This window comes from Actinomadura sp. NTSP31 (assembly GCF_041951385.1).
Classification (GTDB): Bacteria; Actinomycetota; Actinomycetes; order Streptosporangiales; family Streptosporangiaceae; genus Spirillospora; species Spirillospora napierensis.
Map to the genome: position 1 here is coordinate 152,989 of NZ_JBGNUT010000008.1, position 15,241 is coordinate 168,229.

A 15,241-nucleotide genomic window follows, 5' to 3' on the forward strand; every position below is an offset into this window, starting at 1 on the left:
GCCCGCGTATCAGGCGCCCTGGGTCTCCAGGGCGGGGAGGCCGCGGTACTTCATCGCGTGCAGGACGAGGTCGATGAGCACCTGCTTGCACGAGTCGAGGCGGCGGGCGTCGCAGAGCATGACCGGGACCTTCGGCCCCAGGTTCAGCGCCAGCTGGATCTCCGCGAGGTCGTACTGCTTGGCGCCCTCGAAGCAGTTGACGGCGACGACGAACGGGGTGCCGCGGCGCTCGAAGTAGTCGACGGACGGGAAGCAGTCCGACAGGCGGCGGGTGTCGGCGAGCACCACGGCGCCGAGCGCGCCGAGCGCCACCTCGTCCCACATGAACCAGAAGCGCTCCTGGCCGGGGGTGCCGAACAGGTAGAGGACGTACTCGTCGCGGAAGGTGAGGCGGCCGAAGTCCATCGCGACGGTGGTGGTCTTCTTGCGCTCCACCCCGGAGACGTCGTCGACGCCGACGCCCTCGTCGGTGAGGACCTCCTCGGTGCGCAGCGGCCGGGTCTCGGAGACCGTGCCGACCATCGTCGTCTTGCCGACCCCGAAACCGCCCGCGATCACGATCTTGACCGCGGTGGGCATCCGGCGGGCGCGCGCGTCGTGCCGCCCGCCGCCGGCGTCAGAGGGCCCGGAGACCATCGATCACCGCCTTGTAGAGCCTGATGTCGTGCATGTCCGCCTCCGGTTCGGGTTCCTGCATCGAGACGAACCCCTTGCCGACCAGGTCGCCGAGCAGCACCCGCACGGTCGCGACGGGGAGGTCGAGGTGGCCGGTGAGCTCGGCGACCGACATCACCTGCTGGCAGAGCCGGATGATCGCCAGGTGCTCGGGGCCGAGGCCGATCGCGCCCTCCGGCTCGGGGCCGGCCGCCACCACCAGCGTGATGAGGTCGAACCTGCCGTGCACGGGCTCGATCCGGCCGCTGGTCATCACGTAGGGCCGCACCATCGGGCCGGCGCTCTCGTCGTAGACCCGCTCGTGGCCGGGGGTGTGCAGCGCGGGATCCTCGGGCCAGGGCTCCTGGCCCGGCTCCTCCGGGGGCATCATGTCGGCCGTCCCTCCGCGGCGGACTCCGAGCGCGACGGCGAGGTGAGGTGGTGGCCCATGCTCGTGACGAGCATCGCCATCTCGTAGGCGATCAGGCCCACATCGGCCTCCGCGGCGGCCAGCACCGCCAGGCAGGCGCCCTTGCCGGCCACCGTCACCAGCAGGAACGCCGACTGCATCTCGACGATCGTCTGCCGGACGGGGCCGCCGCCGAACCGGGTGCCGGCGCCCTTGGCGAGGCTCTGGATGCCCGCGGCCACCGCGGACAGGTGCTCGCCGTCGTCCTGGCCCATGCCCGCCGAGGAGGCCATCAGCAGGCCGTCGGCCGACAGCACCACCGCGTTGCGCGCATGCGGCAACCGGTGGACCAGATCGTCGAGCAAAAAGCCCAGATCGGACGATGAACCGGTCTTCTGCGTCACTGACCTTCCTCGCCTTCCGCTGCTCGATTGCCGAGGGCCTCGGCCGCGTCCGAACGTCCCTGCCGGGTGCCGCGCTGGTACGAGCCCATGATCCGCTGGATCTCCTCGGGCGAGCGGCCCGGATCGTCGGGTTCGTCGGGCTCGGCGGCCGCGACGGGCTCGTCGGTGCGCAGCGGTTCGGCGAGGTTCGCCTGCGGCACCCGGACGGGCAGGCCGGAAGGCGTGGTGGACATGTCGGGCACGGGCGGCTGGTCCTCCGGCTGGGTGGGGTCGGGATGCCCCCCGCCCGCACCGGACGGAGTGGACGGGTCGCCGGCGTGGGAGCGCGGCTCGTCCGCGGGGGGCGCGTCCTGCCCGTCGGGCAGGCCGGGTTCTGGGGCGCCGCCGCCGCTCGCGGGCGGGCCCGACGAGCCCGCGACGGCACGCGGGGCCTGCGGCGCCGGGTCGGGCGCGGGCGGCGGCACCGCCACCAGCGCCGGCGCGGACGGCGCCTGCTGCGGCCCGGTGCCGCCGCCGGCGGTGAGCGTCGCGGTGCCGCCGGAGCGGGCGGCGCCGACGGCGGTCGGCTGCCGCACCTCCAGGCCGTTCCGCGTGGTCGTCGCCGCCGCCACCCGCACGCGGTCGCTCTCCTCGACGACGAGCTCCGTCGGGATGACGACGACCGCGGTGGTGCCGCCGTAGGCGGACCGCTTCAGCGAGACCCGCAGCCCGTACCGCTCGGCGAGCTTGCTGACCACGAACAGGCCGAGCTGCACCGAGCTCTGCAGGTTGAAGTCGGGCGGGTCCTCGATCCGCGCGTTGATCTCGGCGAGCTTCTCGTCGGTCATGCCGAGCCCGCGGTCCTCGATGTCGATCGCGAAGCCGTTGGCGACCAGGTGCCCGCCGACCTGCACGACGGTGTCGGGCGGGGAGAACGTCACGGCGTTCTCGATCAGCTCGGCGAGCAGGTGGGTGACGTCGCCGACGGCGCGTCCGGCCAGCTCGATCGGGCCGAACGGCAGCACGGTGACGCGGGTGTAGTCCTCGACCTCGCCGACCGCGGCGCGCACGACGTCGATCATCGGCACCGAGCTGCGCCAGCCGCGGGCGGGCAGCGCGCCCGACAGCACGATGAGGTTCTCGGCGTTGCGCCGCATCCGGGTCGCCAGGTGGTCGAGCCGGAACAGCTCCTCCAGCTCCTTGACCTCGATGTCGCGGCGGCGCTCCATGGTGTCCAGCATGGTCAGCTGCCGGTGCACGAGGGTCTGGGTGCGGCGGGCCAGGCTCAGCAGGACGTCCCGGATGCCGCGGCGCAGTTCGGCCTGCTCGACGGCGGTGCGGATCGCGGTCTCCTGGACGGCGTTGAACGCGCGTCCCACCTGCCCGATCTCGTCCGTGCCGAACTGCAGCGGGGGCGCCTCCACCGAGACGTCCACCTTCTCGCCGTGCCCGAGCCGTTCGACGACGCCGGGCAGCCGCTGCTCGGCCAGCTCCCAGGCGGCGGCGCGCAGCCGTTCCAGCTGGCGCACCAGCGCGCGGGCCGTGGTGATGGACACGACGATCGACGCGATGACCGCGAGCAGGCCCAGACCGCCGGCCAGCAGCAGCCGGACGATGATGCCGATCCCGACCGGCTTGGCGCGCGCCACCAGCTCGTCACCGCCGGTCAGGACGAGCTTCTCCAGGCCGTCCTGCGCGGGCTGGGCGGCGGCCTGCCAGTCGGCCGCCTGGATGGGCGGCCGGACGGTGTTCCGCTGGATCGTGTAGTCCTCGAGTGCGCGCAGGCGGGTGAAGGTGGGGCCCGACATGAGCTGCTCGTAGCGCGCGTGGTCCTTGGCCGGAAGCTCGGCGGCGGCCTCGTTGTCCAGGAAGCGGGAGGTGCCGACCAGGCCGACGAAGCGGGCGTGCTCGCCCGGTTCGAACCGCCGCGCGGCGATCGCGCCGGCGAGCAGCGCGTCCTCGCGGGCGAGGACCTCCTTCGCGCGGGTCATCGCGTTGAGCGTCCGGCTGTCCTTGGAGATGGACTCGTCGTTCAGCACGGCGCCGGTCGAGTTGAAGACCAGGAACGCGGTGTCGATGACGCCGTCGTAGCCGGTGGACGCCTGGCCGCGGGAGACGCGGCGGGCGTCCACCGCGGACCGGTCGCCGGAGAGGCCGTCCATCGCGCCGAGCATCTGCTTGAGGCGTGCCTTGAGAGAGTCGCCCGCCGCCCAGGAGACGTCATTCCCCGACGCGCTGGAGCGGATCTTGGTGATCGCGGCGTCGGTCCTCGTGCGCGCGGAGAGCAGCGCCTGGCGCTGCGGCGGCCGGGGAGAGGCCATGTAGATGAGGGAGGCCCGGCGCTCCTCCTGCAGGGCCGTCACCATCGACACGGTCGGGCGGCTGATCTTCTCGTCCAGGGTGTTGGCCCACAGGAGTCCGAGGCCGTCCCGCAGCGTCACCCATGCGGCGAATGCCCAGAGCGCGGCCAGTGACAACAGCAGGGCTGTGATTTTGGTCCGCAGACGTGAATTGCGGAGGCGCATTGACGACCTGTCCCAACGGCATATGAGCGTGACCCGCAATCCCGAGACGGTGGAAGGGCCGGCGAGTCGTGTCCGAGTGTGCGGCGCGCCGAGGGTTGGACGCCGTCGCACACCGCAGCACCTTAGCAACGTGGCATTGCGGCAAGGCGTCAATATCCACTATTCGACGAGGACATCTGCGCGGATCGCTGTGGTGAAATTCACCGGGTCCGTGCGCGTTCGGACTTGCGTTCTCGCCGGCGGCTCTATCGTGCCAGGTGAAGGGCGCTCAGGACGCTCGCTTCGACGATCGCGCCGGGCAGGTAGAGGTCCTTGTCATGCCACAGGGCCGGCCCGTCCGTCCAGGCGGGGGCGCCGAGCAGCCAGGCCCTGCCGCGGTCGGCCGCCGCGCGGACACGAGGCGGTAGCGGGCCGCGCCCGGCCGTCGAGAGAAGGACGAGCATCGCGTGCGCCGTCTCCTCCGCGGTGCCGGTCCACCACCCCCAGGAACCGTCCGCGCGCTGGCCGTCGAGGACCCACTGTTCGGCGCGGCGGACATGGCCGCCGGCGGCGACGCCCCCGAAGTGCCGCAGTGCGAGTGCGGCGCAGGCGGTCGCATAGTAGGGGGAGACATGCCATCTGTCGGTCCAGCTTCCGTCCGGGTGCTGCCGGCTCTGCAGCCAGCGCGCGGCCTTCACCATGGACGGCGCGTAGCGGGCCCGGGCATCCGGGCGATGTTTCAGGAATTCCCCGAAAGCATCCAACACGTGGGCATTGGTGGTGACGGACGCCCCCTGTTCGCCTTCCCACGTGCAGAAATGGTCGGGCAATTCGTACTGGAGGAGACTGTCGGGCTCGTGCGGCGAGCCGAGCAGCGCCAGCGCGTGCAGCGCCACGGAGGTCGTGTCGGCGTCCGCGGGCAGGCCTTCGCCGGCGGGGGTTCCGGACGCCCCGATCGCGGTGGCCAGGGACGCGGTCAGGGCCGGGGGCACGGAGACGGGGACCGCGCTCCGCAGGAGGCTGCTCAGCACCCAGGCCCGCTCGAACACGGTGACCGGAATGCCGCAGGGGACCGGCCCACCGTGCTGCGCGGCGGCCCTCTCGAGGAATCGGCGCGCCGGGTCCGCCGGGGGCGGCGGGGCGTCGGCGCCGAGCCAGGCCGCGGTCGCGGCCGGAGACGCGCCGATGCCGCCCGTGCGCGGACCGGGCCGGGCACAGGCCGCCCGGCGCGCGGCCGGCCCGGCGATCTCGAGGGCGTGCAGGAGCTTCTCCGGCACCGGGTGCCCCGCGCCCACCAGCGACCGGATCCGCCCGAGTTCGGCGTTCCAGCCATCGGGGGCCCGCAACCGGATGCGCGCCTGCCGCAGGCCGAGCCCCGCGGACGGGGAGTCCGCGAACCCCGCCAGGCGGTCATTGATCCGCTCGGTCAGGTACGCCGAGATCAGCTCCACGGCGGGCATGTCGGGAACGGTCTGCGCGGTGAGGCGGTCCAGCAGTCCGGTCAGCGTGTCCAGCCCGCGCGCGGCGCTCCGTGCCAGGACGCCGCGATCCGTCCCGGAGGCGCCGCCGCCCAGTTCGGTCAGGATCGCGTCCGTGGCGCTCAGCGTGGGGACGAGCGCGTAGGCGCCGGGCGCCCCCCACCCGCCGTCCGGGCGCTGGGTGCCGGCGAGGTGGCCGAGCCGTTCGCGGTGCCCGGTCAGCCAGGGTGCGAGCGCGACCAGCCGCCCGGTCTCGTACACCGACGGCGACATCCGGCCCCACGGATCGGCCAGGAGGCCGGTGACCAGGGTGTTCGCGCGCTCGGCCAAATCGGGTGCGGAGACGGCCGCCGCGGCGCGGGGTTCGGAGGGCTTCTCGTCCTGAACGCTCACAGCTCGCCCCAGTAGTCGGTACGTCCGTAGAAGCCGGTGCTGAAGCCGATCTGGCGCTCCAGGTACGTGGTCTCGTGCGGGCAGTCCGCCCGGAGGGGGGCGAGTTCGGCGAGGCTCTGCTCCGCCAGCGCGTCGATCCGCTTGACGACGTCCTCGCGGGTGGCCCCGAGCATGAGGGGGTTGAGGTCCCCCCATTCCAGATCCCGCTGGAGCGTGGCGAGGTCGTTGAGCAGCCGGAGGATCCGCTGCACGGTTCCGCTCGCCGCCCAGAGGGCGTCGAAGCGTTCCAACGCGGCCGGCCCGCAGGTGGTGATCCAGTGCGAGACGTTGACGAACGTGGAGCCGAAGTTGTCGGCGTTGCCGACGTACTCGTCGAAGGTCGGCCTGTCTCCCCCGTTTTTCGCGGCGGCGTGCCACTCCCACTCGCGCGTCATCGCCGTCAGATAGCGTTCGAGTTGGGCCCGCCAGCGCGCGCGCAGCACGGGGAAGGCGGGACGGCCGGCGAGGTCGTCGCGGATCTCCGCGAGGAACCGGGTGAGCGGCACGCCGGGGTCGCCGCCGTCGGCCACGGCGAGGCAGGCGCCGGTGAGGGCGTCGATCTCGGCCCTGTCCTTCGCGGCGTAGTCGACGAGCCAGTCCGCCGCGAACACCCACAGCGACGTGCGGCAGGCGATGGAGAGGTCGTCCGCGGCCGCCCACGGGGAGCCGAAGGCGTTCGCCAGCGTCACCCCGCTGATCAGCCGGGGATCGAACGGCCCCGCGGGGAACAGTTCGGCGTGCCGCTCGGCGCAGGCCTGCAGGCCGCGCTGGCAGTCCACGGCGAGCGCACTGATCTTGCCGTGCTCGACCGCCGACCGCAGCGCGCCCGTCTCGGTTCCGGGAATTCCCATGGGGCGCCTACCTAGCGTCGACGGGGTCCAGTGAGATCGCGATGGGGTGCCGTGGCTTGAGGGTCAGGCCCGCCTGCGGCCGGACGCCCGCGGGACCGTGCAGCACCGGCCGCAGCCGGCTGATCATCGAGGCGACGATCAGCTGGGCCTCGACCGTGAAGAAGACGCTGCCGACGCACTGGTGGGGCCCCGCGCCGAACGCCAGGTAGGCGAAGCGGTGCCGGGACCGGCCCGGCGCGAAGCGCTCCGGGTCGAACCTCATCGGCTCGGGCCACACGTCCGGGACCCGGTGGGTCAGGTACGGGCTCACCGCGACCGTGGCGCCGCGGTGCATCCGGACGCCGTCGATCACGTCGTCCCGGTCCACGATCCGCGGGATGATCCAGCCGACCGAGTAGATGCGCAGCAGCTCCTGGAGGACCATCTTCGTGTAGCGCAGCCTCGGCAGGTGCGCGCGCGTCGGCCGGGCGGTGCCGACCACGTCCTCGATCTCGGCGCGGAGCCGCCGCATGACGTCGGGGTTGGCGTCCAGGACGACCCAGAGCCAGCTCAGCGCCGTCACCGTGGTCTCGGTGCCGGCGACGAACAGCGAGACGACGCCGTCGCGGACGCCCTGGTCGTCGAGCGCGTTCCCTTCGCCGTCGCGGGCCCGCAGCAGCAGCGAGACGATGTCGTGGCCGCCGTCCTCCCGCTCGCCGACGCCTTGCCGCCGCGCCTCCTCGATGACCGGGAAGATGATGTCGTCGACCTTCTGCACCGCCCGGTGGAAGGCGTGATCACCGGGGAGGGGGACGGCGTGCGGCACGAAGGGCAGCAGCATCCGGGAGCGGAAGGACGAGGTCGTGGCGATCGTGATCGCCTCGCCGAGCCGGTCGGCGTCGGCGAGCGAGAGCCGGTCGCCGATGAAGATGCGCAGGATCGCGCGGTAGACGATGCGGGTCAGCTCGTCACCGCAGTCGACGGGGACCCCGCCGCCGTGGCGCCGGCCGAGCTCGTCGACGTTCGCGGCGATCGTGGCGGCCATCTCGTCGGTGTAGGTCTCGATGTTCTTGCCGGTCAGCAGCGTCTGGAAGACGCGTCGCTTGAGAGGCCACGCGGGGTCGGCGCCGGACGGTTCGCCCACGAGCCGGCTGAGCGGCTTCCACATCAGCCCCTCGCGCCGGTAGTTCGCGGCGTTGTCGCGCAGGATGTGCTGGACGTGCTCGGGGCGGGTCACCAGGTAGGGGCGCAGGACACCGAGGTTGACGCGGGTGATCTCACCATTGGACTCGCGGCCCATCTCCTCGATGGCGTCCAGCGGGTCGTGGAGCAATCTCGGCAGGCTCTGGTGAAAGGGAACGCTTCTCGCTTCTCTGACGGAACCGACACCGACGGGCATGCTCGACAGTCCCCCTCGTAAGGCATGGACGCGTATCGATCAGCTGGAGGGTCCGGGGCCCGGTCGAGCGGGCCGAGAGTCTGTTTTGTGCCGCCTTGTGAGACATGTACTAAGTGTGTAGTTCTGCTGAAGTATCACATGATCATTTGACGCAGACAAGCCACCGGAAGGTAGGAAATCCAACCATCACGCGGTGATCTGGGTCACTTTGCAACGAAAGTGGAAGCCCAGTAAGGGACGCCTTGACGGAACAATGGCGGATACTCTTCGTATCCGCGTGCACGCGTACCGTGCGCAGGTGAAATTGGGCCGTCCGGAATCAGAGGCCGTCGCGAGTGCCGGGCAGCAGGGCCGGCCACGTCGGCCGTCCGCCGACGCGCACCTTTCCCTTCACCGTCCGATGGCGGCAGTGCGCCACCACCTCGTAGGCACCCGGGCGCACGCCGTCCCTGATCGTCGCGGTGCCGTCCGTGCCGTCCGTGCCGTCCAGCCGGACGCGGCCGCCGAACGCCTCCGATGACGCCCAGTGCCGTCCCGGGCCGCATCCGGGAACCGACAGCGCGACCTTCTCCCCGGTCCGCGCCACGCCCGGCCGCACGGTCAACCCGTCCTGCCCGGAGGTCGACGCCTGGCCCGTGGCCGGTGCCAGCAGACCCGCCGCGACAAGTGCCGTCCCCCACACGGTGACGCTCAGCGGACGCAACAGAACTCCTCGAAGTCGGCGTGTGGCGAACGGCACTCTAGTAGCTCACTCCAGAGCCTTCAATGCACCGCTGTTCGCTGCTACGTCGGGAGGCGGGTTGCGACGCCTTCGCGCGCCAGTTGAAGTAGCCGTTCGGTCTGTGCCGGATCGGCTCCGGCCAGGGCGATCCCGTTGGCCAGCGCGAGAAGGTCCGTGTCGCTGGTTCCAGGGCGGATGGCACCGGATTGCTGGGCCCTTAGGAGGAGCGACGACAGGGTGGATCGCATGGCCTCGTGCCATTCGGCGAAGAGGGGGCTGCGTCCCTCCTCCGGGATGGCGTGGGCCAGGTCGCTCTTGTCCGCGATGTGGGCGATGAACGCGCCGAGCCAGGTGAACACGGCGTCCGCCGGAGAGGGGTGGGAGAGGAGTTTCCCGGCCTTGGCGGTGAGGTCGGCGACTTCGTCGGCGTAAACGGCGATGAGCAGGTCGCGGCGGGTGGGGAAATGCCGGTACAGGGTGGCGTTGCCGACGCCTGCGTGGCGGGCGATGTCGTCCAGGGGCGCGCTCGCTCCGCGCTCGGCGAAGACCTTCTTGGCCGTCGCGAGGATGAGGTCGCGGTTGCGTTGCGCGTCCGCCCTGGGCATGGCTCTCCTGACCGTCAATTCCCTGGTCAGTGTACGGCGCCGGGGGCCCGTGGACGGGGTGGTGAGTGCCTCGGGGAGGATGGGCCCGGAGCGCATCCATGGCGGGAGGACTGAGCGGTGCGGGACATCCGACGGGCGCGGCTGGACGACCACGAGGCGGTCGTGCGGGTGATGCCGGAGTGGTGGGCCGATTCCCGTACAGCGGAGCAGGCACGCCAACTGACGCTGCTGCTGCCCCGCCTGTTCTTCGAGCACTTCTCGGGGACGAGCCTGGTGATGGAAGGCGAAGACGGCATGCACGGCTTCCTCGTGGGGTTCCATTCGGCGGATCACCCGGACGAGGCGTACATCCATTTCGTGGGGGTCGACCCCAGACGTCGTAAGGACGGCGTGGCGCGGGCCCTGTACGAGAGGTTCTTCCAGGAGGCCGCGGCGGCCGGCCGTACGAAGGTCAAGGCCATCACGTCGCCCGCCAATACCGGGTCCATCGCCTTCCACCGGGCCATGGGTTTTGACGTCCACGAACCGAAGGCCGGATACGACGGTCCGGGGCAGGACCGTGTGCGCTTCGAAAAGCGGCTCTAGCCGGTGGCGCGGCTGCGGAGGTAGGCGAGGACGGCGAGCACCCGGCGGTTCTTGTCGTCCGTCAACGCCAGGTCCAGCTTGGTGAGGATGTTGCTGACGTGCTTGCCCACCGTCACTTCGGCGACGGTGAGGGTCTGGGCGATGGCGGTGTTCGAGTGCCCCTCCGCCATGAGGGCGAGCACCTCGTGCTCGCGCGCGGAAAGCCGCGACAACGGGTCCCGGCTGCGGCGTAGGAGTTGGCGGACGACCGTGGGATCGATGACCGTCCCGCCGTCCACGACGCGGCGCAGCGCGGCGACGAACTCCTCGACGTCGACGACCCGGTCTTTCAGCAGGTAACCGACCTTCGTCCCGTCGTCGGAGTCCAGTAGATCGGCGGAGTAGCTGAGCTCCACGTACTGGCTGAGGGCGACGACGGCAAGACCGGGGCGGGTCTTGCGCAGTTCCACCGCGGCGCGCAAACCTTCGTCGCTGAAGCCGGGCGGCATGCGGATGTCCGTCACCACGAGGTCGGGGGAGTGCTCCTCGACCGCGGCCATGAGTGCGTCGGCATCCTGCACCGCCGCCACGACGTCGAAGCCGAACTTGCCGAGCAGCCCGACGAGTCCTTCCCGCAAGAGCACGCCGTCCTCGGCGAGGACTACTCGGACGGTCGGCTGCAAGGGAACTCCACGCGTAGGACGGTCGGCCCTCCGGCCGGACTGGACAGGAGCATTCTTCCGTCGATCACCGCTACGCGGTCCGCGAGGCCGGTGAGTCCGGTCCCCAGGGCCGGGTCCGCGCCGCCCTTTCCGTTGTCCTCGACCTCCATGGCCAGCGTCCCGTCGTGGAGACGCACCGTTATACGGGCGTTCTCCGCGTCGCTGTGCTTGGCGATGTTCGACAGCGCCTCGGCGGCGACGAAGTAGGCGGTGCCTTCCTCGTGCGGGGGCAACCGTTCCGGCAGGTCCACCTCGACCGTCACCGGTAGGGGAGAGCGGTCGGCGAGTTCGCGGAGAGCCGCGGGCAGGCCCCGGTCGGTGAGCACGCGCGGATGGATGCCCCGGATGAGTTCGCGCAGCTCGTCCATCAGGAGCTTGGCCTGCTCGTGGGCCTCCGCCACGCTGCGGCCGGCCTCGGAGTCCCCGGGCAGGTCGATGCGGGCCATGCCGAGCTTGAGCGTGAGGCCGATCAGGCGCTGCTGCGCGCCGTCGTGCAGGTCCCGTTCGATGCGCCGCCGTTCGGCCTCGAAGGCGTCCACCAACCTGGCTCGGGAGCGGGACACCTCTACGAGTTCCGCCCGCAGTTGCTGACCGGAACCTCTGCCCAGGAGCGCTCTGGCGACGGCTCCCTGCGCGCCCGCGAGGAGCGCCCCGAAGTACGGGATGGTGGGCAATAGGGCGAGGCCGACCATCGCGTACGGCACGGCGTCCACGGGAGTCGCCACTTTGGCCAGGCCCAGAGTCACCGGTTCGCCGGCGCCTTGTGCCAGCAGCGGACTGAAGAGGAGCCCCCCGACGGCGAACACGTAGACCAGCAACGCGCCGTACAGGACGGGTACTACGGTCACCAGCAGGCACGCGTAGCCCATCTCCCGCCAGATGGCCGCCTCTCCATAACGCACCATCGACCACGTGCGCGGCTCCGAGCCGGACACGCGGGAGTGGCCGGAAACGATGGGACGGGCGTCCACCAGCCGGAGGCGCCGCCGTTCCACCTCCGCGATCGGAAGCGCCACGAGCGGACCGATCCCCGCGACGAGCAGGACGCCGATCGCCGCGAGCAGCAGGCGCGCGCCGGAAGCCTGCCGGGACGAGAGGGCGGCGGCCCAGGGCAGGATCAGCAGGCCGAACGGGACGGCGGCGGCGAGCATCGGAACCGGGGTCGTCAGCAGATAGCCCGCGCACCGCCAGGGCCATGCGGTGATCAGGAACCGCCGCCCCGACGCGGCCTCCAGGGCGGTCCGGGGTTCGGCGGCGGTCATGAAACCCAAGCTAGCCAAGCCGGCGCAGTCCGATGGTATGGCTAGCCATACTTCAAAGATCCTGGCTGGCCGTCATGCCGGGGCCCCGCGCCGGATGGTTCCGTGAACGCATGACCAGCACACCGACCTCCGGCATCCCGATCGCGGCGCTCCCGGCGCCCCCGGCGACCGGCGGAGCCACGGCCGGGGCTCCCGTCCCGGGCGGGACTACGGCCGGCGGTCCCGCCCGCCTCCCACCAGGGGTCCCCGCGGCCGAACTGCGCGGCGCGACCCGCGAGTACGGCAGCGGGAACGCGCTGGTCCGCGCCCTCGACGGGGTCGGCATCGCCTTCCCGGCCGGGTCGTGGACGGCCGTCATGGGACCGTCCGGCTCCGGGAAGTCCACCCTGCTGCACTGCGCCGCCGGGCTCGACCGGGTGACGCGGGGGCAGGTCTTCCTCGCCGGCCAGGAGATCACCGGGGCGCCCGACCGGGTGCTGACCGGGCTGCGGCGCCGCACGATGGGCTTCGTCTTCCAGAGCTTCAACCTCATCGGCTCGCTCACCGCGGAGCAGAACGTCGCGCTGCCGCTCAAGCTCGCCGGCGCCCGCGCCCGCCGCGCCGACGTGCGCGCGGTCCTGGCCGCGGTCGGGCTGGGCGACCGGCTCCGGCACCGGCCGCGCGAGCTGTCCGGCGGCCAGCAGCAGCGCGTGGCGATCGCCCGTGCCATGGTCACCCGCCCGGCGGTCCTGTTCGCCGACGAGCCGACCGGCGCGCTCGACTCCGCGTCCGCCCGCACGGTGCTCGGCCTGCTGCGCACCATGGTCGACCGGGAAGGGCAGAGCATCGCCATGGTCACCCACGACCCGGCCGCGGCGGCGCACGCCGACGCCGTCGTCTTCATGTCCGACGGGCGGCTGGTCGACCGGCTCGTCCGTCCCACGGCCCGCGAGGTGGCCGACCGCCTCGCCCGGCTGGAGGCGGCCCCATGCTGACCCTCGCCCTGAACACCTTCCGCGAACGGTGGCGGTTGTTCGCCGGTGCCATGACGGCGGTGGCACTCGGTGTGGCGATCGTCCAGTCGTCGCTGCTGGTCATGGTGGCCGCCGACCGGGCGCCGATACCGTCCGGCATCACCGGCCGGGCCAGGGAGCAGCTGCGCGAAGGGTATGCCGGCGCGGCGACGCTGCTCGGCATGACGGTGATGGTGTCGGCCTTCCTCACCGTGTTCATCGTCAGCTCGACGTTCGCCTTCACCGTCGCCCAGCGCCGCCGCGACCTGGCCCTGCTGCGCCTCGTCGGCGGAGGGCGCGGCCAGCTGGTCGTCCTGCTGCTCGGTGAGGCGCTGCTGCTCGGCCTCACCGGCACGGCGGCCGGCGTCCTCGCGGGCCTGCCCGCCACCTGGCTGCAGGCCCGGCTGCTGATCGCGCTCGGCTTCCTGCCGGGCGGCTTCCCGCTCGTCTGGGACGGCGGCGTCCTCGTCGCCTCCGGCTGCGTCGGGGTCACGGTCGCCCTCGTGGGCGTGCTCGCCGCGTCCCGCCGCGCCGCCAAGGTCCGTCCGCTGGACGCGCTGCGCGACACCGGAGGCGCCGCCCGCGTCATGACCCCGGCCCGGTGGCTGTCGGGCCTGTCCTCGCTCGCGCTCACCATCTGGATGGTGACGCTCGCCCAGTCGGCCGACCTGCTGGGCGCGATGCTCATGGGGCTCGGCATCTCCCTCATGGGCGCCGTCTCGCTCAGCGCGCTCAGCCCGCTCGTCGTCCCGCTCGCCGGGCGCACCCTCGGCGCCGTCCTCCGGACGAGCACCCTCGGCGAACTGGCCCAGGCCAACCTCCGCGACGGCGTGCGCCGCAGCGCGTCCACCGCCGCCCCGCTCATCGTCCTGGTCGCCCTGCTCCTCGGCCTCAGCGGCACCCTCGGATCACTGGCCCTGATGTCGGGCGAGGAGCAGCGCCGCCTCGTCAGGGGAGACCTGGTGGTGACCTCGTCCGGCGCCGAACTGGACCGCATCGCCGCCGTCCCCGGCGTCGCGGCCGCGTCCCCGGAGGTGTCCCTGCCGATCAGCGTGACCGCCCGCCACCACGAGGTGAATCGCACCTGGCGCCAGACGCACTATTCGGGCATCGTCGCGGTCGACGCCCCGTCCTACCAGCGCACGCACCACCTGCACCTTCGCGCCGGCTCGCTCACCCGGCTCCACGGCCGGACGATCGCCCTGGGCCCCGGCATGGCGGAGTCCGGCATCCGGGTCGGCTCCACGGTGAACGCCGTCGTCGACGAGCGCAGGACGCGGCTGAAGGTCGTCGCCGCGCTCTCCGCGACCCTGGAGAACTACTCCGAGACCTTCCTGGTGCCCCGCGATCTCGTTCCCGCCGCGACCCTCGCGAAGGCCAAGGCCGAAACCCTGGTCCAGGTCGCCCCCGGCGCGCGTCCCTCCGAGGTCCGGACGGCGATCCGCGCCGCGGGCGTGGGCAAGGTCCAGACGGTCCCGCAGTGGGCCGACGCCCGGACCGCCGCCCAGCAACGCGGCAACATGGGGATCCTCGCCGTCCTCATGAGCATGGCCGGCGGCTACGCGGTGGTCGCGGTCGTCAACGCCGTCATGATCGCCGGATCCGAACGCCGCCCCGAGTTCGCCGCCGCTCGCGTGACGGGCCTGACCCGCCCCCAGGTGGTCCGCGCCGCGCTGATCGAATCCTGGGCGGTCACCGCCATCGGCCTCGTCCTGGGCTGCGTCGTGGCGGCCGGAGCCCTCGCCGGGATGCTCGCCGCCTCGCTCCGTGGTGCGGGCCGCCCACTGGTGGACGTGCCCTGGCCGCTCCTCGGCATCACCACGGTCGCCGCCTTCGCCATCACCGGAGCCGCGAGCGTCTGGACGACCCTCTCCGCGACCAGACCCCGCCCCGTCGCCCTGCTGGCGGCACGCGAGTGACCGAGGTTCCGCCGGACCGCACCGAACATGCCATTCCACCCAGCGATGCCCGGTCCATGCGGTCACCACCTCCGCGCCAGACCGACCATCCCCAGCGCTCTGACGAGGGAGGAGAACCAGCGCAACACGGGAGCGCAGAGCGAGCGGAGCGGGACCGGTGCCGCGCGGCTACCGCGTCAATGCAGGGCGGGTGCCGGAGCCGGTGCCGGGGCCGGGCGAGTGCCGGATGGGCGCCGCGCGCGGGCGGCGCGTGGGTGACGTGGTCCCGGCGGCGAGGTCTGGGCGGCGTGGTCCCAGTGGCCGGGTAGGCGTCGGACGGGGCGCGCGTGAGTCGCGCGAGGGAACGGGTGCGATCCGCGCGAGGGAA

14 protein-coding genes are annotated in these 15,241 nt (G+C 72.3%); 3 read left to right on the forward strand and 11 right to left on the reverse strand.

The window, feature by feature from the left end; all coding sequences use genetic code 11:
* Positions 1-9 precede the first annotated feature (9 nt).
* The 9 genes from ACA514_RS15995 to ACA514_RS16035 form a co-directional block, all read right to left on the reverse strand.
* A complete protein-coding gene (locus ACA514_RS15995; protein ID WP_375041908.1) occupies positions 10-636 on the reverse strand; it encodes an ATP/GTP-binding protein in 627 nt (208 codons plus the stop codon).
* A complete protein-coding gene (locus ACA514_RS16000) occupies positions 617-1,045 on the reverse strand; it encodes a DUF742 domain-containing protein (protein WP_375041910.1) in 429 nt (142 codons plus the stop codon). Before ACA514_RS16000 ends, ACA514_RS15995 begins: the two co-directional genes overlap by 20 nt.
* On the reverse strand, positions 1,042-1,467 hold the full coding sequence (locus tag ACA514_RS16005; RefSeq protein WP_375041911.1) for a roadblock/LC7 domain-containing protein: 426 nt from the start codon (positions 1,465-1,467) through the stop codon (positions 1,042-1,044). Before ACA514_RS16005 ends, ACA514_RS16000 begins: the two co-directional genes overlap by 4 nt.
* Positions 1,464-3,923, reverse strand: coding sequence for a nitrate- and nitrite sensing domain-containing protein (locus ACA514_RS16010; protein ID WP_375041913.1), 2,460 nt, complete (start codon positions 3,921-3,923; stop codon positions 1,464-1,466). Before ACA514_RS16010 ends, ACA514_RS16005 begins: the two co-directional genes overlap by 4 nt.
* Before the next feature lie 293 nt (positions 3,924-4,216).
* Positions 4,217-5,821: a prenyltransferase/squalene oxidase repeat-containing protein gene (locus tag ACA514_RS16015; protein WP_375041914.1), complete on the reverse strand. Its 1,605-nt coding sequence runs from the start codon at positions 5,819-5,821 to the stop codon at positions 4,217-4,219.
* The gene (locus tag ACA514_RS16020) at positions 5,818-6,711 is read right to left on the reverse strand and encodes a terpene synthase family protein (RefSeq protein WP_375041916.1); all 894 of its coding nucleotides are present in this window, start codon (positions 6,709-6,711) and stop codon (positions 5,818-5,820) included. The genes ACA514_RS16015 and ACA514_RS16020 overlap by 4 nt, the downstream gene beginning before the upstream one ends.
* 7 nt (positions 6,712-6,718) lie before the next feature.
* Positions 6,719-8,023 carry a cytochrome P450 gene (locus ACA514_RS16025; RefSeq protein WP_375041917.1) on the reverse strand — a complete coding sequence of 435 codons (1,305 nt, stop codon included), beginning with the start codon at positions 8,021-8,023 and terminating at the stop codon, positions 6,719-6,721.
* 385 nt (positions 8,024-8,408) lie between these two features.
* Positions 8,409-8,792: a hypothetical protein gene (locus ACA514_RS16030; protein WP_375041918.1), complete on the reverse strand. Its 384-nt coding sequence runs from the start codon at positions 8,790-8,792 to the stop codon at positions 8,409-8,411.
* An 80-nt stretch (positions 8,793-8,872) separates the two neighbouring features.
* On the reverse strand, positions 8,873-9,415 hold the full coding sequence (locus ACA514_RS16035; RefSeq protein ID WP_375041919.1) for a TetR/AcrR family transcriptional regulator: 543 nt from the start codon (positions 9,413-9,415) through the stop codon (positions 8,873-8,875).
* A 117-nt stretch (positions 9,416-9,532) separates the two neighbouring features.
* Between ACA514_RS16035 and ACA514_RS16040 the strand changes: the two genes are divergently transcribed.
* Positions 9,533-10,000 (forward strand): GNAT family N-acetyltransferase, encoded by a 468-nt coding sequence (locus ACA514_RS16040; protein WP_375041920.1) that lies wholly within the window; start codon positions 9,533-9,535, stop codon positions 9,998-10,000.
* Here ACA514_RS16040 and ACA514_RS16045 read toward each other — a convergent pair.
* Together ACA514_RS16045 and ACA514_RS16050 are read right to left on the reverse strand one after the other, a co-directional pair.
* Entirely contained in the window at positions 9,997-10,662 is a 666-nt protein-coding gene (locus ACA514_RS16045; protein WP_375041921.1) for a response regulator, read from the reverse strand. The two genes, ACA514_RS16040 and ACA514_RS16045, sit on opposite strands and share 4 nt — an antisense overlap.
* The gene (locus ACA514_RS16050) at positions 10,641-11,963 is read right to left on the reverse strand and encodes a sensor histidine kinase (RefSeq protein WP_375041922.1); all 1,323 of its coding nucleotides are present in this window, start codon (positions 11,961-11,963) and stop codon (positions 10,641-10,643) included. Before ACA514_RS16050 ends, ACA514_RS16045 begins: the two co-directional genes overlap by 22 nt.
* Before the next feature lie 110 nt (positions 11,964-12,073).
* On the opposite strand from ACA514_RS16050, the gene ACA514_RS16055 reads away from it, so the two are divergent.
* Entirely contained in the window at positions 12,074-12,937 is an 864-nt protein-coding gene (locus ACA514_RS16055) for an ABC transporter ATP-binding protein (protein ID WP_375041923.1), read from the forward strand.
* Entirely contained in the window at positions 12,931-14,874 is a 1,944-nt protein-coding gene (locus tag ACA514_RS16060) for an FtsX-like permease family protein (RefSeq protein WP_375041924.1), read from the forward strand. The genes ACA514_RS16055 and ACA514_RS16060 overlap by 7 nt, the downstream gene beginning before the upstream one ends.
* The last annotated feature ends 367 nt before the right edge of the window (positions 14,875-15,241 follow it).